20 protein-coding genes, 1 pseudogene and 1 riboswitch are annotated in these 19,157 nt (G+C 69.1%); of the genes and pseudogenes, 10 read left to right on the top strand and 11 right to left on the bottom strand.

Features of this window, described 5'->3' with window-relative positions:
• Window positions 1–85: 85 nt before the first annotated feature.
• From AC5RUK_RS13880 to AC5RUK_RS13870, 3 genes and pseudogenes are all read right to left on the bottom strand, one after another.
• Window positions 86–697: a hypothetical protein gene (locus AC5RUK_RS13880; protein ID WP_494152527.1), complete on the bottom strand. Its 612-nt coding sequence runs from the start codon at window positions 695–697 to the stop codon at window positions 86–88.
• 9 nt (window positions 698–706) lie between these two features.
• On the bottom strand, window positions 707–2,239 hold the full coding sequence (locus AC5RUK_RS13875) for an MATE family efflux transporter (RefSeq protein ID WP_494152660.1): 1,533 nt from the start codon (window positions 2,237–2,239) through the stop codon (window positions 707–709).
• A gap of 105 nt (window positions 2,240–2,344) precedes the next feature.
• A pseudogene (locus AC5RUK_RS13870) lies at window positions 2,345–3,229 on the bottom strand (MFS transporter); the annotation flags it as partial.
• A 189-nt stretch (window positions 3,230–3,418) separates the two neighbouring features.
• On the opposite strand from AC5RUK_RS13870, the gene bcp reads away from it, so the two are divergent.
• A complete protein-coding gene (gene bcp / locus AC5RUK_RS13865; protein ID WP_494152526.1) occupies window positions 3,419–3,883 on the top strand; it encodes a thioredoxin-dependent thiol peroxidase in 465 nt (154 codons plus the stop codon).
• A 125-nt stretch (window positions 3,884–4,008) separates the two neighbouring features.
• Here the strand turns inward: bcp and AC5RUK_RS13860 are convergent, their stop codons facing one another.
• Window positions 4,009–5,277 carry an MFS transporter gene (locus AC5RUK_RS13860; RefSeq protein WP_494152525.1) on the bottom strand — a complete coding sequence of 423 codons (1,269 nt, stop codon included), beginning with the start codon at window positions 5,275–5,277 and terminating at the stop codon, window positions 4,009–4,011.
• 95 nt (window positions 5,278–5,372) lie between these two features.
• Here AC5RUK_RS13860 and AC5RUK_RS13855 point away from each other — a divergent pair, with 95 nt between their 5' ends.
• The 3 genes from AC5RUK_RS13855 (at window position 5,373) to AC5RUK_RS13845 (ending at window position 7,090) form a co-directional block, all read left to right on the top strand.
• The gene (locus tag AC5RUK_RS13855) at window positions 5,373–6,470 is read left to right on the top strand and encodes a WD40/YVTN/BNR-like repeat-containing protein (RefSeq protein ID WP_494152524.1); all 1,098 of its coding nucleotides are present in this window, start codon (window positions 5,373–5,375) and stop codon (window positions 6,468–6,470) included.
• Window positions 6,471–6,482: 12 nt separating this feature from the next.
• The gene (locus AC5RUK_RS13850; RefSeq protein ID WP_494107213.1) at window positions 6,483–6,785 is read left to right on the top strand and encodes a MoaD/ThiS family protein; all 303 of its coding nucleotides are present in this window, start codon (window positions 6,483–6,485) and stop codon (window positions 6,783–6,785) included.
• Window positions 6,786–6,868: 83 nt separating this feature from the next.
• Complete coding sequence (locus AC5RUK_RS13845) at window positions 6,869–7,090, top strand: Rv3202a family protein (RefSeq protein ID WP_494152523.1); 222 nt, start codon at window positions 6,869–6,871, stop codon at window positions 7,088–7,090.
• 83 nt (window positions 7,091–7,173) lie between these two features.
• On the opposite strand, the gene AC5RUK_RS13840 is transcribed toward AC5RUK_RS13845, so the two are convergent.
• Window positions 7,174–7,713 carry a DinB family protein gene (locus tag AC5RUK_RS13840; protein WP_494152522.1) on the bottom strand — a complete coding sequence of 180 codons (540 nt, stop codon included), beginning with the start codon at window positions 7,711–7,713 and terminating at the stop codon, window positions 7,174–7,176.
• Window positions 7,714–7,749: 36 nt separating this feature from the next.
• On the opposite strand from AC5RUK_RS13840, the gene AC5RUK_RS13835 reads away from it, so the two are divergent.
• Window positions 7,750–8,334, top strand: coding sequence for an LOG family protein (locus AC5RUK_RS13835; protein ID WP_494152521.1), 585 nt, complete (start codon window positions 7,750–7,752; stop codon window positions 8,332–8,334).
• Between the two features lie 113 nt (window positions 8,335–8,447).
• Here AC5RUK_RS13835 and AC5RUK_RS13830 read toward each other — a convergent pair whose 3' ends face one another.
• The 3 genes from AC5RUK_RS13830 to AC5RUK_RS13820 form a co-directional block, all read right to left on the bottom strand.
• Window positions 8,448–9,434, bottom strand: a complete 987-nt coding sequence (locus tag AC5RUK_RS13830; RefSeq protein ID WP_494152520.1) for an ABC transporter substrate-binding protein — start codon at window positions 9,432–9,434, stop codon at window positions 8,448–8,450.
• Window positions 9,435–9,650: 216 nt separating this feature from the next.
• Window positions 9,651–11,342, bottom strand: a complete 1,692-nt coding sequence (locus tag AC5RUK_RS13825) for a long-chain-fatty-acid--CoA ligase (RefSeq protein WP_494152519.1) — start codon at window positions 11,340–11,342, stop codon at window positions 9,651–9,653.
• 115 nt (window positions 11,343–11,457) lie between these two features.
• Window positions 11,458–12,144: a transglycosylase family protein gene (locus AC5RUK_RS13820; RefSeq protein WP_494152518.1), complete on the bottom strand. Its 687-nt coding sequence runs from the start codon at window positions 12,142–12,144 to the stop codon at window positions 11,458–11,460.
• A 370-nt stretch (window positions 12,145–12,514) separates the two neighbouring features.
• On the opposite strand from AC5RUK_RS13820, the gene AC5RUK_RS13815 reads away from it, so the two are divergent.
• Window positions 12,515–12,709 carry a DUF2795 domain-containing protein gene (locus tag AC5RUK_RS13815; RefSeq protein WP_494152517.1) on the top strand — a complete coding sequence of 65 codons (195 nt, stop codon included), beginning with the start codon at window positions 12,515–12,517 and terminating at the stop codon, window positions 12,707–12,709.
• Here AC5RUK_RS13815 and AC5RUK_RS13810 read toward each other — a convergent pair.
• A complete protein-coding gene (locus tag AC5RUK_RS13810) occupies window positions 12,706–13,227 on the bottom strand; it encodes a metallophosphoesterase family protein (protein WP_494152516.1) in 522 nt (173 codons plus the stop codon). The genes AC5RUK_RS13815 and AC5RUK_RS13810 overlap by 4 nt on opposite strands.
• 22 nt (window positions 13,228–13,249) lie before the next feature.
• Window positions 13,250–13,870, bottom strand: coding sequence for a LysE/ArgO family amino acid transporter (locus AC5RUK_RS13805; RefSeq protein ID WP_494152515.1), 621 nt, complete (start codon window positions 13,868–13,870; stop codon window positions 13,250–13,252).
• Window positions 13,871–13,940: 70 nt separating this feature from the next.
• On the opposite strand from AC5RUK_RS13805, the gene AC5RUK_RS13800 reads away from it, so the two are divergent.
• The 4 genes from AC5RUK_RS13800 (at window position 13,941) to AC5RUK_RS13785 (ending at window position 18,309) form a co-directional block, all read left to right on the top strand.
• Window positions 13,941–14,840, top strand: coding sequence for a LysR family transcriptional regulator ArgP (locus AC5RUK_RS13800; RefSeq protein WP_494152514.1), 900 nt, complete (start codon window positions 13,941–13,943; stop codon window positions 14,838–14,840).
• A 166-nt stretch (window positions 14,841–15,006) separates the two neighbouring features.
• The gene (scpC, locus tag AC5RUK_RS13795; protein WP_494152513.1) at window positions 15,007–16,527 is read left to right on the top strand and encodes a succinyl-CoA:acetate CoA-transferase ScpC; all 1,521 of its coding nucleotides are present in this window, start codon (window positions 15,007–15,009) and stop codon (window positions 16,525–16,527) included.
• A 145-nt stretch (window positions 16,528–16,672) separates the two neighbouring features.
• A riboswitch (TPP riboswitch) is annotated at window positions 16,673–16,782 on the top strand.
• Between the two features lie 29 nt (window positions 16,783–16,811).
• A complete protein-coding gene (locus AC5RUK_RS13790) occupies window positions 16,812–16,949 on the top strand; it encodes a hypothetical protein (protein WP_494152512.1) in 138 nt (45 codons plus the stop codon).
• Window positions 16,933–18,309 carry an NtaA/DmoA family FMN-dependent monooxygenase gene (locus AC5RUK_RS13785; protein WP_494152511.1) on the top strand — a complete coding sequence of 459 codons (1,377 nt, stop codon included), beginning with the start codon at window positions 16,933–16,935 and terminating at the stop codon, window positions 18,307–18,309. The genes AC5RUK_RS13790 and AC5RUK_RS13785 overlap by 17 nt, the downstream gene beginning before the upstream one ends.
• Before the next feature lie 18 nt (window positions 18,310–18,327).
• Here the strand turns inward: AC5RUK_RS13785 and AC5RUK_RS13780 are convergent, their stop codons facing one another.
• Complete coding sequence (locus tag AC5RUK_RS13780; protein WP_494152510.1) at window positions 18,328–19,155, bottom strand: oxidoreductase; 828 nt, start codon at window positions 19,153–19,155, stop codon at window positions 18,328–18,330.
• Window positions 19,156–19,157 lie beyond the last annotated feature (2 nt).

Here is a 19,157-nt window from a genome sequence, read left to right as displayed (position 1 = left end):
GACGGATAAAGCCTGCATCCAGTCTACCGACTGTAGAAGTTGCCGCGCAGGCGCCGGTGGCGGGGACCACACGCGCGGGCGGTATTCAGCCGGCCGCCGGCTGCCTGGCGTCGTGGCGCAGGCTGAGGGCGGCAATCAAGAGGACGACGGCGATGATGATCGCCGCCCCGCCCAGCACCCCCAGCAGCGCGTGCGGGCCCAGGTGCGCGAAGAACGGCAGCGCGACGCCGAAGCCCACGGACACGGCGCCGGTGATCAGCCAGTCGCGGGCCAGCACGGAGCCCGCCACACCGGTCGCGGCCGGGATACCCGCGGGCTTCCCCGGGATGTCGCCGCGGGAGGGCCGGTTGCTCCACCAGAGCATCAGCTCGGCCCCGCCGGAGACCAGCAGCGCCGCGGTGGCCAGCACGGTGAACATCGGGACCGTCTGCAGGGCGCAGGCCAGGATGCCGGCCATGGCGAGCACGGCGGCCTGCAGGAGCAGCAACTGGCGGTGGGCCGCAGCGGCCGGCTTGCGCGCCAGCAGCCAGACCGCCCCGCCGCTGAGCAGCAGGAACAGCCCGCCGGCCAGCGCCATCACGGTGCGGTCGGGGTCCTGCCAGAAGATGGTGGTGGCGCCGAAGGCGGCGGCCACCAGGGCGCGGATCAGGACCGGCTGCCAGAATACGGCCGCCTGGGTAGTGCTCGGGATCGTCACGGTTCCAGCCTAATGTGCCCCGGTGACCATCCACGCATCGTTGCGGACCCGCCAGCCGAGCGTGACCGCGCGCGCCGCGGTGTAGCCGAGCCCGAAGGCCGCCCACAGCCAGACGAGACCCGCTGCGCCGGTCAGCCCGGCCGTGGCCACCCACATCAGCAGGGGCACGTAGGCAACCAGATTCACGACGCCGGCAATCGCCAGGTAGCGCGCGTCGCCGGCGCCGATCAGCACGCCGTCCAGGACGAAGACAAGCCCGCAGATCGGCTGGCTCAGGGCCAGCAGCCAGATCGCGGCCGTGAATGCCTGGTGGACGGCCGGGTCGGAGGTGAAGACCCAGCCGAGCACGGGGGCCACCGCCGCCAGCAGCAGGCCGGTCACCACGCCGAATCCGACGCCCCAGACGATCATCCGGCGGGTCAGCGAGTGTGCCAGCGCCTTGTTCGAGGCGCCGAGTTCCTTCCCGATCAAGGCCTGGGCGGCGATCGCGATGGCGTCCAGCGCGAAGGCCAGGAAACTGTACATCGTCATCACCAGCTGGTGGCCGGCCAGGCTCACCGGGCCCTGCGAGGTGGCCACGAAGACCGTGGCGAGCAGGGCGATGCGCATGCTCAAGGTCCGGAGCATCAGCCACGACCCCACGTGCGTGGTGGCCCTCAGGCCGACCCAGGTGGGCCGCAGCCGCACGCTGTGTTTGACCGCCCCGCGGTAGACGATGACGAGGTAGACCGCCGCCATCGCCCACTGGACCAGGCTGGTGCCCATGGCGGACCCGGCCACCGAGAGCCCCATCCCGTAGACCAGCAGGAAGTTCAGGCCGATGTTGGCCAGGAAGCCCACGCCGGCGACGAGCAGCGGGGTCTTGGTGTCCTGCAGGCCGCGCAACACCCCGGTGGCCGCCAGCACGATCAGCATGCCCGGCAGGCCGGGCATCGACCAGCGCAGGTAGTCCACCGCGAAACCCTGCACCTGCCCGCTGGCCCCCATCGCCGCGGTCAGGTCCGGAGCGAAAGCCCAGCCGGCGGCGGCCAGCACCACGCCGACGGCGAGCGCCAGCCAGATGCCGTCCCGCCCGACGCCGTACGCGTCCGAAACCCGGCCGGCCCCCAGCAGCCGCGCCACCGCCGGAGTGGTCGAGTAGGCGAGGAAGATCATCAGTCCGACGACGGTCTGCACCACGGTGGCGGCCAGGCCCATCCCGGCCAGTTCCGCCACGCCAAGGTGTCCCACGATGGCCGAATCGGCCGCCAGGAAGAGCGGCTCGGCGATCAAGGCGCCGAAGGCGGGGATGGCGAGGGCAAGGATTTGCCGGTTCAGGCTCCGTCCCTGCCGCTGCTCGGCAATCTTCTCCGGGTTCACGCCCTCCAGCTTAGGCGCCTTGCAGTGGCCAACCTCACTCCCTGCCGCCGCGCCCCCGCAGGGCGGGCACCGCCGTCGCCCCCGCCACGGCGGCGAGCGCGGCGGTAAACACAACGACACCGGTCCAGCCGAACCGGCCGAAGAAGAGGCCGCCGGCCCAGCCGAACACGCTGGAGCCCGCATAATAAGCAAGGTTGTAGAGGCTGGACGCCTGACCGCGCCGACCGTCGCCAGCCGCGGCGTCCAGCCCGACGCGACCGAATGCGCGGCGAAGAATCCGGCCGTGAACACCAACAGTCCCAGCAGGATCAGCGGGAGCGAATCGGCCAGCGTGACCGCCAGCCCGGCGATACTGACGAGGATCGCGCCCAGCAGCACGGGCAGCCGGCCGGTCCGCGCCGTCAGGCCGCCGGCTACCCGGGAACTCACCGTTCCGGCCAAATAGGCCAAAAACAGCAGGGAGGCCAGCGAGGCGGGCAGGGAAAACGGCGGCGCCTCCAGCCGGTAGACGGCGACGAAACCGCCCATCAGCAGGAAGCCCTGGGCATACAGCGCCAGCAGCGGCGCCGAGCGCAGGTTGGCCAGGATGCGCTGCCCCAGCCCGGGCCCCTGCCCGCGCGCCACCGGCCGGAAGCCGCGCGGGGCCGGTGCCAGCCGGACGAACAGCACGGCGGCAAGCGCGGCGGCGGCGCTGACCGCCAGCACGCCGGCGCGCCAGTCGGCCCACTCCCCTACCGGCCCTGCGATGAGGCGGCCGGCCAGGCCGCCCACCGTGGTGCCCGCGACGTAGGTGCCCGCCGCTACCGCCGCGTGCAGCCGCTGCACCTCCTCGTTCAGATAGACCAGGGCGACGGCGGGGATGCCGCCCAGCGCGGCGCCCTCCAGGAAGCGCAGCGCCAGCAGGGCGGGGAAATGCGGCGCCAGCGGCAGCGCCAGGCCCAGGATCACGGCGGCGCTGATCGCCCACGTCATGGTGCGCTTGCGGCCGGCGCGGTCCGCCACCGCGGACCAGGGGATGACGGCCAGGGCCAGGCCGATGGTGGCGGCGGAAAGACTGAGCGCGGCATCGGCTGCGCTGACATGGAAGCTTCGGGCGATGCCGGGCAGCACCGCCTGCACCGAATACAGCTGGGCGAAGGTGGCGAAACCGCCGAAGAGCAGCGCCAGGAGCATGTTGCGGTATCCCCGGGTGCCTTTCGGGTGGCCTGCCCAGGGATGCTCCGCGTCACTCACGCCTTCGATGCTAAGCCTGCCGCACGCAATGGTTGACCATGCCGTACAGGTGCGGCGCAGGCCGCGCCACTACACTCGGATCAGTAGCGAAGCTTCGCAACTGGTACGTTTCGATGAAAGAGGATCTTCGTGTCCCAGCTCCAGCCCGGTATGTCCGCCCCCGAGTTCACGCTCTCCGACGCCGACGGCAAGAATGTCTCGCTGTCCGACTACGCCGGCGGGAGCGTGGTGGTCTACTTCTACCCCAAGGCCGCCACCCCCGGCTGCACCACCGAGGCCTGCGACTTCCGCGACAGCCTCAACTCCCTGCAGGCCGCGAACTACGACGTCATCGGGATCTCGCCGGACGGTCCCGAGGCCATCCAGGCGTTCAGCGACGCCGAGGGCCTGACGTTCCCGCTGCTCTCCGACCCCGATTTCGCCGTGGCCAAGGCATACGGCTCCTACGGCGACAAGACCTTCGGCGGAAAGGTCATCACCGGCACGCTGCGCAGCACCTTTGTGATCGGCCCGGACGGAACCATCAAGCACGCCGAGTACGACGTGGACGCCAAGGGCCACGTCGCCCGCCTGCGCGAAACCCTCGGGGTCTGATTAGGGGGCTTCCCAACATCCCAAGCACGACGGCGGTGCTCATCCATCGCCGTCGCGCTCCGTTTCGGGTCCCTGCTCCACTAAACAACCGGAGCAGCCGCCCGAACCGGAGCGCCAGGCCGGCTTTAATCGGCCGGCCGCCGCCCGCCGCCGCCACCGCCGGTGCGCACCGTCAACCGTGCCGCGGCCGCACCACCCAGCACCGCGCAGGAGAACCAGATCGCGCCGCCCGGGCCGAGCGGCGCGGCCACCAGGCCCGCGGCCAGCGGCAGCACAACCTGCCCCACCCGGTTGCCCAGCAGCCGCAGGGCCAGCGCCGAGCCCCGGGACTCCGGCCGGACGGCGTGGCTGATCAGCGTCATGGTCAGCGGCTGGCCGAGACCCAGGAGGAAGCCGCCCACGAACAGCGCCGCCGCGGCCACCCAGAACGGCTCCAGGACGAACGGCGCCACCGCGATCGCCGCGCCGGAGCCCAGCAGGCTGGCCACCAGCAACTGGATCCGGGTCCATCGGTGCACTAACCAGGGCAGCAGGATGCGGGAGATGATCGACGCGCCCGCCCGCACGGCCAGCAGGACGCCGACCCAGAGCGGCGGCACCCCGAGCTCCTCGCCGACCAGCGGCAGGAACGCCACCAGGATGTCGATCACCGAGAGCAGCGCCATCGACGCCAGCATGTTCCAGGCCACGCCGGGCCGCCGGAGGATCTGCAGCACCGGCTCCTTCACCACCGGCTCCCGCGCGGCGCCGCCGTCGTTCTGGCCGCGGCGGAACCGCCGGGCCGCCGCGCCGGGATGCGCACCGATCAGCATCACGGGCGCCCCGGCGGCGGCAATGCCGGCCGCCAGCAGCAGGGCCAGGTTGATGTCGCCGAGCCAGCTCGGCCCCACTCCCGCCGTCCCGCTGCCCAGCAGCAGCCCGGCGAGCAACGGACCGAGCAACTGACCCAGCGAAAACGCCGCGGTGAACCAGCCGAAGCCGGTGTCCATCTGATTCAGCGGCGCATACCGCCCGATGGCGGACTGGCCGGCAATAGTGAACACCAGGTGCCCCACCCCGAGCAGGGCCATGGATACCGCGATGACCACGAATCCCTGCGCCAGGGCCAGCCCCAGCGTGGCCACCGCCAGCAGGGCCGCACCCAACGCGACCATGCCCTTGAGCGAAGGAATACGGTCGCTCACCCGCCCGAGCCACAGCGCCGCCACCACCGGCAGCACGGCGTAAACGGCGGTCACCACGCCGATCACTGCAGCGTCTCCGCCCAAGGCCAGCAGCTTGTAGGACACCACGGGCCGCGACACGTTCAACGACGTCTGCGTTAGCACGGCGGCCGCCATCAGGACCCAGAGCCAGAGGCGGGACCCGGGCTGGTGCGGCGGCTGCGTGCTCATGTCCTCGTTCCTGAAGTAAGGTCGGCCTCCCCATTCTGCCCCGCGCCCGGCCGTTCGCCGCAAAACCGTTGCGCAGCCGGTGCCTCGGTGGTCGAATGGGTGGCATGGCTACTGGGGAGACCGTCCTGGCGATCGGGACCAAGAAAGGGCTGTGGCTGGCTACCAGCCGCGACCGGACCAATTGGTCCCTGTCCGGCCCGCATTTTTTGATGAACGAGATCCCCAGCATCGGGATCGACCAGCGCGACGGCTCGACCCGCCTGTTGGTGGGCGCCCGCTCCGAGCACTGGGGCCCCACGGTCTTCCGTTCCGAGGACCTCGGCGAGACCTGGACGGAACCGGAGAACGGCGCCATCCGCTTCGGCGACGACCACGGCGCGGCGCTGGAGCGGATCTGGCAGATCCAGCCCGATGCCGCGGACCGGCCGGGCGTGGTCTGGGCCGGCTGCGAACCGATTTCCGTCTGGAAGTCCACCGACGGCGGCGAGCACTTCGAACTCAACCGCAGCCTGTGGGACCACCCGGACAAGGACCAGTGGGGGGCCGGTTACGGCGGGGCGGCCGTTCATTCGGTCCTGCCGAGCCCGCAGGATCCGGATACCGTGCACGTGGCGATGAGCACCGGGGGCGTGTACCGGACCACTGACGGCGGCGCCAGCTGGCAGGCCCGCAACCACGGCATCAGCGCCTACTTCATGCCCGACCCGAATCCCGAGGTGGGCCAGTGCGTCCACAAGATCGCGAGGGATGCCGCCGAACCGTCCACCCTCTTCGCGCAGAACCACCACGGTGTCTACCGCTCTGACGATTCCGGCGACAACTGGCAGTCCATCGCCGACGGGCTGCCCACCGATTTCGGCTTCGTCATGCTCACCCATCCGCGGAAGTCCCGGACCGCCTGGGTGGTCCCGATCAAGGCCGACGGCGAACGGATCCCGCCGGACGGGCATCTCGCCGTGCATCGGACCGACGACGGCGGCGCCACCTGGGCGCGTTTCGCCACCGGATTGCCGGACTTGGACTACAACGTCGTGCTGCGAGACGCCGCTGCCGTGGACACCGGCGATCCGGCCGGCGTCTACTTCGGCACCCGCGGCGGCTCGGTGTACGCCAGTGCCGACGAGGGCGAAGTCTTCGTGGAAGTGGCCTCGGGGCTGCCGGACGTCCTGTGCGTCCGCGCGGCCAACCTGTAAGGAGGGATCCCCGTGGTGGGTGTGGCAGAAAAGGCCGTCACCGTCGTCGTGCCCAGCCTGCTGGCCAAGGTCACCGGCGAGCAGCGCGAGCTGACCGTGCCGGCCTCCGGCCCGCAATCCGTGGCGGACATCCTGGACGCCTTGGCCGGCGACTACCCGGTCTTCAACCGCCGGGTCCGCAACGAAACCGGTGCCATCCGCCGCTACGTCAATCTGTACCTCGACGGCGAGGACATCCGCACTTTGGACGGGCCGGCCACGCTCGTGGAACCGGGGCAGGAACTGCTCATCATCCAGTCAGTGGCCGGAGGGTAGGAACCGCGCCGGAGCGAGCGCCCGTTGACACATTTGACCGTATTGACCGACCGAGACCGAACCAGACAACAGGAGGGCCCGCGATGACCAGCACCGGCAACCACGAAGCAGACATCCCGGCAGCGGATGAGGCCGACCGCGCCTGGCAGGAGCGCCCGGTCGACGAGGATGTCCCGGACCACGTGGAATCCCCGCCGGTGCCGGTCGAGTGGGAGGCGAACGAGGCCGACCTGCAGGAGCAGTTGGAAGCGGTCAAGCCCGACGAGGACGAAGAGTATCCGCGCGACGATTCGGAGCAGTACTAGCCGGCAACCCCAACCGGGAACACCGGAACTGACCGGACCGGATTGCGTGGCCGGCGCTGCTGACAGGTGTGGCGACCGGCAGCCTACTCCCCGACCAGTCCGTCCACTGCCTCGCGCAGCAGGTCGGCATGCCCGTTGTGCCGCGAGTACTCCTCGATCATGTGGACCAGGATCCATCGCAGGCTGGGAACCCCGGTGTTGGACCCGGCCGTCGAGCCGATCCTGTCCAGGCCCCCATCGGCCAGGGCGCCATCGGTGAGGGACCGGGAGCGTGCGACGGCGGCTTTCCACATCCGGCGGAGCTGTTCCGGCGTGTCTTCGCCCGCGGATTGCCAATCCCAGTCCGGGCTGGCCTTCCAGTCCACCGTGTCCCAGGGCGGCTGCGGTTCCAGTCCGTGCAACCGGTGGGAGAACCAGTAGTCCTCCACGAACGCCTGGTGCTTGAGCATGCCGCCCAGGGTCATGCGGGACGGCGCCAGGGTGGCGGCCAATCCTTTCGCGCCCAGGCCTGCGCATTTCCATTCCAAGGTAGCGCGGTGAAACTCCAGGAAACCCAGCAGGGTTGCGGCCTCGCCGGCGGCCATGGGCGGTTCCGGGCGGCCTTGCCCGTCCATTTCGGTCATGGTCAGCGAGTCTAGCGGCACTGGAATAATAGCCGCATGCGACTTGCAGTTTTCACCGGATCGGCCAGCGGCACGGACACCGTCTACGCGCGGGAGGCGGAGCGGTTCGCCACCGAACTCGCCTCCCGCGGCATCGGGATTGTGTATGGCGGCGGGCAGGTGGGCCTGATGGGCGTCGTCGCCGACAGCGCGGTGGAGGCCGGCGGCGACGTGGTGGGCGTGATCCCGGAGTCGTTGGACAAGACCGAAGTAGGGCACGTCGGGCTGAGCACCCTGCACGTGGTGGACTCCATGCACGAGCGCAAACAAATGATGGCGGACCTGGCCGACGCCTTCGTGGCGCTGCCGGGCGGCATTGGAACGCTGGAGGAGATTTTCGAAGCCTGGACGTGGCTTCAGCTCGGTATCCACGAGAAACCGGTGGCCTTCCTGAACATCAACGGCTTCTGGGACCAGCTGCTGGCGACCATCGACGGCCTGGTCGCCGGCGGCTTCCTCAAACAGGACTACCGGGATGCGGTCATCGTGGCCGGCTCCGCGGCTGAGCTGCTGGACGCCATCGAAGGCTGGACGCCTCCGGTCCGCAAGTGGCGGGACCCCGGCGAGCGCAGCCGCATCTAGCAGCCCGGGACTGCAGCGGAACGCAGACAGCGCCCCTCCCGTCCGGGAGAGGCGCTGTCGGGGGTAGCAGACGTCGGGAGGCCCCGCCGTCGTACCGGGTGTGGGGTTGAAGCTTACGGGAAGAACTTGTCCAGTTCCGCCGGCTTCTGCAGCGTGCCGTATTTCAGTGCCGCGTCGGCGAGCTTCTGCGCCGCCTCCATGTTGAAGTCCTTGCGGAAGGTCGGCAGGGCCATCTTTGCGCGGGCGTCTTCGTCGATCTTGGTGTAGGTGCCCACGATCTCGCGGACCTCGTCCGGGTTCTCCTGCGCGTACTCCAGCGAGCGGTTCATCGCAGCCTGGAACTTCTTCACCAGTTCCGGATCGCCCGATACCGTCTCGCCGGTGGCGAAGTAGCCCGAGATATCCAGGTTCTTGTCGAAGTCGGCGAAGTTGTAGGAGACCACGCGGCCGCCGTCTTCGACCGACTGGGACAGGAACGGATCCAGGATCCACGCGGCGTCCACCTGCCCGTTGGCCAGGGCGGCCGGGGCGTCCGGGAAGCCGACCTCGACGAACTTCACGCTCTCGGGGTCGCCGCCGTCTGCCTCGATCACGCTGCGGATAGTGGTGTCGCCGATGTTGGAGAGGGTATTCACCGACACGGTCTTGCCAGCCAGGTCCTTGGGCGACTTAATGTCCGAATCGCCCTTCACCACTACCCCGCCGAAATCGTGCGAGGTGTCTCCCGACGTGGAGTTGCCGTTGGCCACCAACTGGATGTCCAGGCCCTTGTCGTTGGCCACCATGACCGACACGACGTTGCCGAAGGCGAAGTCGAACCCACCGCTGACCACGGCGGGGATGGCCGCCGCGCCGCCGGCGACATTCTGGATGTCCAGGTCCAGGCCCTCTTCTTCGAAGAACCCCTTCGAGTCGCCGAGCCACAGCGGGGCGGTGTCCACAATCGGAATCACGCCGACCGTCACCTTGGTCAGGCCCCCGGGCGCGGCGGATTCGTTCCCGCCGGCCTCGTTGCCGCCGCCGCTGGGCGATCCGGATCCGCAAGCCGCCAGTCCAAGCGCGGAGACGCCGGCCAGCAGGGTCAACAATGTTCGCTTCATGTCACTTCTTTCAGTTCGAAAAAATCAAGTGCCAGCGCCCGCGGTCTCCCCCAACCGGAAAGCGCGGCCATTGCGCTGCCACCGGGGACCACTATGTCACGGCTCACACCGCATGCTCGCCGCGCGTCCGTAATGTGACGCGTCACCCACCTTGTCCACGTCACCCCCTTTGATCGCGTCATCCACTTTGTTGCCGGAACCGCAAGGGACGCGCCTTCACCGGGCGGCGAGTTGCTCCTTGACCTGCTTGCGGAGCACCTTGCCCAGGATCGACGTGGGCAGCTCCTGGACTGCGACGATCCGGCGCGGCACCTTGTAGGCCGCCAGCCGGCCGCGGCAGTAGTCCCGCATCCCCTGTTCGTCAAGCCTGACGTCGCCGCCGGGGCGAAGTACGACGGCGGCCGCCACCTCCTCGCCACCCTCCGGCCGCGGGATGCCGACCGCCGCGGCCTCCATCACGTCGGGGTGGGAGCGGAGGGCGTCTTCGACTTCGGACGGCGAAACATTGAAGCCGCCGGTGATGATCAGTTCCTTGACCCTGTCGACGATCCGTACGTTGTGCTGCCCGTCCACGGTGACGATATCGCCGGTGCGCACCCACCCGCCGTCGAGCAGGACCTCCGCCGTTTCCTCCGGCTTGCCCCAGTACCCCTGGAAGACCTGCGGGCCACGGATCAGGAGTTCGCCCGGCTCGGCCGGCGCGACCTCGTTCGACGGGTCCTCCGGATCGACCACCCGCATCTCCGTGCTGGGGAACGGAACACCGATCGTGCCGTTCTTCCGCGTGGGCGCGAACGGGTTGCCCAGGGCCACCGGCGAGGTCTCCGTCATCCCGTAGCCCTCCACCAGCAGGCCGCCGGCGGTCTCCTCCCACAAGTCCACGGTGGCCTGCGGCAGGTTCATCGCGCCCGAGATGGCGAACCGCACGGAGCCCAAATTCACCCGGCGCTTCCTGGCTTCCCGGGCGGTCCGCTCGTAGATGGGCGGCACGGCGCAGAATATGGTGGGCGGGGTCTTCTTCGCCGCCGCCAGCACCAGGTCCACATCGAACTTGGGGAACAGGACCACCCGCGAACCGATGAGCACCCCGAACGTCAGGTGAAGGGTCATGCCGAAGGCGTGGAACATCGGCAGGATGGCGTACATGACCTCCTTGCCCTCGGAGACGCCGTGCATCCAAACGCGGCCCTGCTCCGCGTTGGCCAGCAGGTTCCGGTGCGTGAGCATGGCGCCCTTGGGCTGTCCCGTGGTGCCGGAGGTGTACTGGATGGCGGCCAGGTCGGTCACCGCGGGCCGGGGATGCGACTTCTTCAGCGGCCTGGCCTGCAGCAGCCTCTCCCACGTGACGGTACCCTTCACCGGCGCGGTCAGCGCTTTGCGCGCCTTCCTCGCGGCCGGGACCGGCAGCCGCAGGGCCACGCGCTTCGCCCGGGGCATCGCACGGGTCAGGTCCACAGACACGATCGCCTTGACCTCGATGTCCGGCGGGAACCCCTGCACTTTGGCCACCACGTTGTTCCAGACAATGGCTACCGTCGCCCCGTGGTCCTCGAACTGGTGGCGGAGTTCGCGCTCGGTGTACAGCGGATTATGTTCGACGACGACGGCGCCCAGGCGCAGCACGGCGTAGAAGGCCACCACATGTTGGGGGCAGTTCGGCAGGATCAAGGCGACGCGACTGCCCGGGCCTACGCCGAGCCGGCGCAGGCCTTCCGCTGCCCGGTCTATCTGGCGGCCCAGCTCCCGATAGCTCGTCGTGGCGCCGAAAAAGTCGAGGGCCGTCTGCTTCCTGAACCGCCGGACCGAGGTTTCCACCATGTGGGACAGGGATTCGGTGGGAAATTCGATCTCGGCCGGCACGCCTGGCTGGTAGTTCTGCAGCCACGGGCGGTTTTCAACGGTGGACACAGCAGTGGCCCGTCCTCTCACTCGGTTGATACCAGTCTAGGGCGCGTCTTTTGGGCCCAACCAACAAGGCCCCGCCCTCCTGTCGGAGAACGGGGCGCTGTTGGTACAAGCCGGATTACTGCGCGGGCAGCTGCAGAACCTGGTCCACGAAGATCAGGTTCGGATCGGCAACGGTGTCCGCATTGGCCGCGAACAGATCCTGCCATCCGCCCTGAAGGCCCAGGGATTGGGCGATCTTGCCCAGGGTGTCGCCGGGCTGGACGGTGTAGGTTTCGCCGCTGACCGCCGGGGCCTGCACCGCGGGCGCGGCCGGTACCGGGGCCGGAGCCTGCGCGACCGGGGCCTGCAGGACCGGCGCCTGGGCGACCGGGGCCTGCTGGACGGGTGCCTGCTGGACGGGTGCCTGCTGGATCTGGGCCGACTGGCTGCTCACTTGCGAGCCTCCGCCGCCGCCGGACAGTCCCAGCTTGGACGAGCAGGCAGGCCAGGCACCCCAGCCCTGGCTGTCCAGGACGTTCTCTGCCACGGCAATTTGCTCGGCGCGGCTCGCGTCAGCGGCAGAACCGCTGCCGCCGTTCGCCGCCCACGTCCCCGGGGCGAACTGCAGGCCGCCGGAGTAGCCGTTGCCGGTGTTGATGTTCCAGTCGCCGCCGGACTCGCACTGGGCCAAGGCGTCCCAGGTCGCCCCGTCGGCCGCGTTCGCGGCCGGTCCGACCAGCGCAACGCTGGCTCCGGTCAGGGCGACGGCGGCGAGGCCGCCACGCAGGGCACGGCTGAGGTTCAGGTTTTTGTTTGGATTCACAATGCTCCGGTTAGGCCGCCTTGTGCTCAGTCCGTCCCCGAACGTCTCCACACCGCCGTCAGCCACTCGCATAATCGAGGTCATGTGGACGTCTGCCATTCTGACGGCGAAAGGCGTGGGCAGCGTCCGGGCATTCCATGGGTAGTTCATGCCGGAAGTTCCGGCATCCCCTGGCGCGGTCATCTCGCCCGCGCACGGACTGCACGTTACCGTAAAGTAACCAACGTTGCAAAACCGTGATCTACCAACGGCGTGTCGTTGCGCGCGGCGGCTCGAATCCCGGCTAGGCGCACCCCCGCCCCTTTGGGCTCTTCCCAGTGCCCGGCCCAGCACGTAGCGTGGGGATTCCCATTCGATCGGAAGGTTTCCCATGGCAGAGAATCCCAGTCCCATTGACATCCAGAAGGCGCTGGGCGGCGTCGACTACCCGGCATCCGCCGGTGACTTGGTGAAGAAGGCGGAAGAATCCGGAGCCGGGGACGACGTCCTCTCGGCGCTCAAGAATCTCCCCGACAAGGAGTACGAAAACCCGGCCGAGGTCAGCAAAGCGGTAGCCGGGAACTAACGCGCTCGGCCGGCAGTCCTGTCCACCGGCACCAACTCGACGTCGAAGAGGCGGCCGGCGTCGGCCGTCGCGGTCATGTACGTGCAGACCGGCTGGCGGCGGCGGTCGGTCGGCGACCCCGGGTTCAGCAGCCGCAGGCCGCCGGGCGACGTGGTGTCCCACGGGATGTGGCTGTGCCCGAACACCAGCACGTCAACATCGGGGAAGCGGGCCTCGCACCGTTGTTCCCGGCCCTGCGCCGCCCCCGTTTCGTGGACCATGGCGAACCGGACGCCGTCGATGGTGGCCTCGGCAATTTCCGGCAGCCGCGAGCGCAGGTCGTCGCCGTCGTTGTTGCCGTACACCGCGACCAGCCGCCGGCTCCGCTCTTCCAGCTCGTCGAGCAGGTCGGCGGTGACCCAATCGCCGGCATGGAAAACGACGTCGGCCGCCTCCACCGCTTCCCACACCTGGTCGGGGAGGCGCCGCGCGCGTTTGGGCACATGCGTATCCGCCAGCAGCAGCAAGGTGGTGGCCATACCGGCATCCTCGCATATCCGGTCAGAGATCGAAGGCCATCCGCAGCCCGAGCGCCAGCATGACGACGGCGATCAGTCCGTCGAGCAGGCGCCAGGAGCCCGGCCGGGCGAAGAAGGGCCGCAGCAGCCGGGCGCCGAAACCGAGGGCGCTGAACCAGATGAGGCTGCCTGCCACGGCGCCGGCGCCGAAATACCAGCGCAGGTCCGGCCCCTGGGTGTTGGCGATGGAACCAAGCAACAGGACCGTGTCCAGATAGACGTGCGGGTTCAGCCAGGTCAGGGCGAGCGCCGTGGCAGCCACCGCGGCCAGTCCCCCGCCGGAGCGATTGGCCGAGGCGGTCAGCACGCCCGGCCTGATCGCCCGTCTGGCGGCGAACACCGCGTAGGCCAGCAGGAACGCCGCCCCGCCCAAGCGGATGACGTCGACAACCGCCGGGGCAGCCTGGATCACCGCACCGATGCCGGCGATCCCGGCGGTGATCAGCAGGGCGTCGGAAACCGCGCAGATGACTACGACGACGCCGATGTGCTCCCCGCGGATGCCTTGGCGCAGCACAAAGGCGTTCTGCGCCCCGATGGCGACGATCAGGGCCAGCCCGGTTCCCAGGCCGAGCAAAACTGTGGGAGCAATAGCGGTAGTCACAACAGTCGACGCTACTGACAACGCGTGCATCAGTACAGCTAAAGAATTTTGGGGTCCGTAAGCTGGGCTTATGCAGCCGTTCCAATTCGACCATCTGGCGACCTTCGCCGTCGTCGTCCGGGAGGGAAGCTTCGATGCCGCCTCCCGTGCGCTCCACGTGACGCCTTCGGCGGTGTCCCAACGGATCAAGGCCATGGAGCAGGCGGCGGGGCAGGTCCTGTTGCAGCGCACCGCCCCGGTGCGGCCGACTGCTGCCGGAGATGTGGTCCTGCGGCTGGCGCGGCAGGTGCGGGTCCTGCAGGACGATGCGCAGCGCGAACTCGGCGGCAACGGTGACGGCGTGGCCCTGCCGTTGGTGGTCAACGCGGATTCGCTGGCCACTTGGTTCCTGGGCGCGCTGGCCCGCATGCCGCGCGAGCGGGGCGTGTTCTTCGAAGTCCACCGCGAAGACGAGCAGCATTCAACCTCGCTGCTGCGGGCCGGACGGGTGACGGCGGCGGTGACGGCGACGCCGGAGCCGGTCCAGGGCTGCTCGGTGGAAGCGCTCGGCTCGCTGCGCTACCGGGCGGTGGCCAGCCCGGCTTACCTGGAGCGCTGGCGGCCCGCCGGGGCAGGGGACGCTGGCCTGGCGTGGCTGGCGGCCGCGCCCGTGCTGGATTTCGACCGCAAGGACGACCTGCAGGAGCGCTTCTACCGGGAACTGACCGGCGCTGCCCTGGCGGCGCCGCGCCATTATCTGCCGGCCTCGGCGGAGTTTGCGGCAGCCGTCCGGCTGGGCTTTGGGTGGGCGCTGCTGCCGGAGCAACAGTGCCTGGCGGACGTGCGCAACGGGACGCTGCACGAGCTGGCCCCGGACCTGCCGGTGGACGTGCCGTTGTACTGGCAGCGCTGGAAGATCAGCTCGCCGGTGCTCGACGAACTGACTGCCTGCGTGCAGCAGACCGCCCTAGAACAGCTGCGCCAGCCCTAGCCTCACCCGCCGAAGAACAGCTGCGCCAGCCCTAGCCTCACCCGTCGAAAATCAGGCTGCGCGCCACGGCTCCGCCCGTCAGCAGGGCCCGTTTCTCCCGCCCCGTAGCCCCGGCGCCTGCGCCCGACCCCTAGAGTGGAAGGGGAGATCCAGACGAAGGGGCACGATGCAAGACCGCATTCGCAACGCCCGCCTGCTCGAGCGCGTGATGTCCGCGGAGCAGGCGGCTGAACTGATCAAACCCGGCATGACGGTTGCCATGAGCGGCTTCACCGGGGCCGGTTATCCGAAGGCCGTGCCGCAGGCGCTGGCGGCGCGGATGGAAACCGCGCATGCGGCCGGGGAGCAGTTCAAGATCCGCGTGCTGACCGGCGCCTCAACGGCCCCCGAGCTCGACGGCGCCCTCGCCAAGGTCGACGGGATGCAGCTGCGGCTGCCCTACCAGTCGGACCCGGCGCTGCGCGAACGGATCAATGCCGGCGAGCTGGACTACATCGACATGCACCTTAGCCACGTCGCCCAGCACACTTGGTTCGGCTTTTTCGGCGACGTCGACCTGGCCGTGGTCGAGGCCGTGGGCGTGCTCGAGGATGGACGGCTGATCCCGTCCACCTCGGTGGGCAACAACATGACCTGGCTCCGGGAGGCCAGCCGGGTCATCGTGGAAATCAACAACGCCCAGCCGCTCGGCCTCGAAGGCATGCACGACGTCTACCACGGCACCGCCCTGCCGCCGGAGCGCAAACCCATCCGGCTCGTGAATCCGGACGACCGGATCGGTGAGCCCTACCTGGAGGTGGATCCGGACAAGATCGTGGCCATCGTGCATACCGACGCGCCCGACCGGAACTCCCCCTTCAACCCGCCCGATGAAAACTCGCAGCAAATCGCGGGCCACCTGCTGGAGTTCCTGGACCACGAGGTCCGGCGCGGGCGCCTGACCGAGCAGCTGCTCCCGTTGCAGTCCGGGGTCGGTAATATCCCCAACGCAGTGCTGGAAGGCCTGGCGGCCGGCGGCTACCGCGGCCTGACCGCCTACACCGAGGTCATCCAGGACGGCATGCTGCAGCTGCTCAAGGAGGGCGTGCTGCGCATGGCCTCCGCCACGTCCTTCTCGCTCAGCCGCACCGGTTTGGAGGAGTTCAACGCGAACGTCGACTACTACCGCGAGCGCATCATCCTGCGCACCCAGGAGATCTCCAACCACCCCGAACTGGTCCGCCGGCTGGGCTGCATCTCGCTCAACGGGATGATCGAAGCGGACATCTACGGCAACATCAACTCCACCCACGTTGCCGGCACCAAGGTGATGAACGGCATCGGCGGCTCCGGCGACTTCGCCCGGAACAGCTACCTGTCCGTCTTCATGTCCCCCAGCATGGCCAAGGGCGGGAAGGTCTCCAGCATCGTGCCGATGGCCAGCCACGTCGACCACACCGAGCACGACACGATGATCGTGATCACGGAGCAGGGTCTGGCCGACCTGCGCGGCCTCGCGCCGAAGCAACGGGCGCGCAAGATCATCGAGACCTGCGCCCACCCGGACTACCGGCCGATGCTGCAGGACTACTTCGATCGTGCCTGCCGGGACAGCTTCGGCAAGCACACCCCGCACCTGCTCGGTGAGGCCTTGTCCTGGCACCAGCGCTTCGTGGAAACCGGCAGTATGCGCCCCGCGCAGCCGTAACGGAGACCGCTTCTCGCCCTTGTTGGCCCGGGCTGTTCCGGACGGGCCGGGCTCGCCCACACCGGGCGGCGGGTCTGTCCGCCCAGAGTATGACGCCGTCGCACCGGTGCCCTTTCGCCGCCCGGTGCGGCTGCCGGTAGGCTGCTGGCTTGTACACGGGAGTCCGGTGAGCCGGGCTGAGAGGAAGCTTCTCAAGTTTCGACCGTTGAACCTGATCTGGATCATGCCAGCGCAGGGAGCAACCTCACACCCGTGCCCTGTTCACTCGACAGAAGGGCGCGAAGATGCCGACATCCGATGCTGCCGTCCCACTCACCGTCACCGACTGGCTGATCGCAGCAGCCGACCCGGCCCTGCCCGGCGGGAACCTGTACGCCCGCCTCCTTGGGTTTGTGGAAGGATACGATGCGCTCTTCAGCTGACGGCATGCACCTGGTGGCGATGGTCAACCCGCCCACCAGCCAGTATTCGGAGAACTGGCGGCATCCGCTTTCCCGGCGGGACTGGCTGAGCGCGGAGTTTTATCTAGATCTGGGCAGGACGCTGGAACGAGGCTGCTTCGACATGCTGTTCCTGCCCGACGCGCTTGCCGTCCCGGAGGACAACGCGGGCGACTTCGCCACCACGCTGGTCACGGGCGGCAAGGGGGCCATCTATCTCGACCCCTTGGTCACCCTGTCACTCGTTGCCGGGGCGACCCGGCACCTGGGGTTGGCCGCCACCATCTCCACTACCTTCACCCCGGCCTACACCATCGCCCGGAAGCTGCTCTCGCTGGATCACCTCTCCGGCGGCCGGGTCGCCTGGAACATCGTCACGTCCACCACGGACGCCGAGGCCGCCAACTTCGGCCTGCCCTCCATCCCGCCCAAGTCGGAGCGTTACGACCGGGCCGACGACGTCGTCCAGACCGTGGTGGACCTGTGGGAAACCTGGGAGCCCGGGGCGCTGACACTGGATGCGCCGGGACGCCGGTTTGCGGATCCGGAGCGTGTCCACCGGATACCCGAACGGTCCCGGTCCGGCGGCGACGACCGTCTGCTGAGCCGCGGTCCGCTCACCCTGCCGCGCAGTCCGCAGGGAAGGCCGGTACTCATGCAGGCCGGGTCCTCCCCGCGCGGCATGGAGTTCGCCGCCCGCTGGGCCGAGGTCGTGTTCGCCGTCGCCGACACTCCGGACGCCATGCGCGCGGTGCGGACCGAACTGCGGGCCCGCGCCGCCGTCGCCGGACGGAATCCGGATCGGCTGGCCGTGCTCCCGGCCGTCCAGCCGATCACCGGTGCCACTCCCGCCGCCGCCCGCCAAGCCGTAGTGGGCCTGGAGACGGCGCTCGATGAGGAGGACGTTCTGACGAAATTGGGCCGGCTCCTTCACGCGGCCCGGGAGGACCTGAAGCCGGACGGCAGCGCCGAGGAGTTGCTGCTGGCCCATCGCGGGGCCACGGGCAGCGAGGGCTTTGAACAAATGCTCCTGGCGGCAGCCCGCCGGAAATCGATGACCGTCCGCGAACTGGCGACGGCGCAGGCCATGAACCAGCTGCACCCCCAGCCCGTGGGCGATCCGGCGGACATCGCCGACTACTTGTGCGAACTCTACGACTCCGAGGCGGCTGACGGTTTCGTGATCATGTCGGCCCTCTACCCGTCCTCGCTCGAAGACTTCGTCAACGGCGTGGTGCCGGAGTTGCAGGCCCGAGGCCGGTTCCGGACCGCATATTCGGGACGCACCCTGCGCGATCACCTGGGAGTTTCCCTGGAAGGCAGTCGCACCGTCGCGTCTTAGCAGCGCTTCCGCGCCGGTTCAGCGCTGGTAGACCCTGGCGAGCACGGCGTCGAAGACCCGGTCGGGCAGCAGCCGGCGAGCGCCCATGATCGTCCGCGCGCCTCTTCCGACCGGGTACCGGCTGCGCGTACGCCGGGCGGCCGCCACCCGGGCAATGCGACGCCCAACGACGTCCGGCCGCGTTCCCGTGCGTTCCGTGTAGGCCCCGGCGATTGCCCGCGCCACGCTCTCCGCCTGCTGCGCGTAGGCCGTCCCTTCCGAACTCTGCAGCAGGCTCTCCACCGCGATGGCGTCCCACTCGGTCAGAATCGGCCCGGGTTCGATGATCACCACGTCGATGCCATAGGGCTTGAGCTCCACGCGAAGGCAGTCCGACAAACCCTCGACCGCGAATTTCGCCGCGTGGTACCAGCCGCCGAGGGGTTCGTAGAACACGCCGCCGATCGAGGAGACGTTGATGATCCGCCCGGTCCCCTGGGCCCGCATGGCCGGGGCCGCCAGCTGGATGAGGCGCCCCAGCCCGAACAGGTTCACTTCGAACTGCTTCCGGGCATCATCCAGCGGCACGTTCTCAATCGCGCCGTACGAGCCGTAACCGGCATTGTTGACCAGCACGTCCAGCCGTCCCTGCTCCGAAAGGATCTGCCCCACCCCGCGCACCATCGACGCGTCGTCGGTCAGGTCCATTTCGAGGACGCGGACCCCGTGCTCTTCCAGCGGCCGCATCCGCTCCAGCCGGCGCGCGGCCGCGTAGACGATGAAGCCGCCGCGTGCCAGCTCCCGGCACGTATGTTCCCCTATCCCGGAGGACGCTCCGGTTACCAGTGCGACTTTGTCCCTCACCATCA

Source organism: Arthrobacter sp. Y3223065 (assembly GCF_059090885.1).
The sequence above is the reverse complement of the archived record's forward strand: the minus strand, read 5'-3'. Positions and strand labels throughout refer to the sequence as shown.